The sequence below is a fragment of the Streptomyces sp. DH12 genome, from assembly GCF_020873895.1.
Taxonomy (GTDB): Bacteria; Actinomycetota; Actinomycetes; order Streptomycetales; family Streptomycetaceae; genus Streptomyces.
Genome location: NZ_JAHWGT010000383.1, coordinates 1 through 650, shown reverse-complemented (window position 1 = coordinate 650; position 650 = coordinate 1). Strand labels below are relative to the sequence as shown.

The following is a 650-nucleotide window of genomic DNA, read 5'->3' as shown; positions in this document are numbered from 1 at the left end:
GGTGAAGCCCAGCGTGCGGCCCTGGTCGGCGCGCACCAGCCGCCCGTTCTCCCGGCCCATCCGCACATGGAACTCGTCCGTGTGGTGCTCGGCGACCACGTCGCACCACAGCAGCCACTCCCGCCAGCCGTCCTCCAGCCAGTCGGCCGCCAGGACGTCCACGGCGCCGCTGCGGGTCCAGTGGCGGCGCCACCAGGCGGGGCTGTGGAAGCACCAGAACGCGGGCTCCCAGACGGGCCACAGGTGCTCCGGCGGTTCGCTGCCCTCGATCTCCTCGGACAGGGACGGGACGACGACCCCGATCCGCCCGCCGGGCTTCAGCAGCCGGGTCAGCGTCGGCAGGTAGAGGACGTCGGTGCCGAAGTACTGGTACGCGTCGACGGAGACGATCGCGTCGAAGGTCTCCTCCCCGAAGGGCAGGTCGTGCGCCTCCGCGAGGACGGGCTGGACGCGGTCGGCGACGCCCGCCTCGGCGATCCGGCGGGCGTTCTCGTCCGGCGTGATCCACAGGTCGGCGGCGGTGACCTGGACGTCGTACTCCCGGGCGAGGAAGACGGACGTCAGGGCGCGGCCGCAGCCCAGGTCGAGCACCCGGGCACCGGGGCGCAGGGTGTCCAGGCCGAGGGCCGGGGCCAGCCACTCCAGCAGCC

The 650-nt window shown here is 73.8% G+C and carries 1 protein-coding gene; it reads right to left on the bottom strand.

The genetic code is table 11. The annotated features are described in order from the left end of the window. A partial coding sequence (locus tag LPA54_RS34700) for a methyltransferase domain-containing protein (protein WP_228984607.1) occupies positions 1–650 on the bottom strand: 650 nt, incomplete at both ends.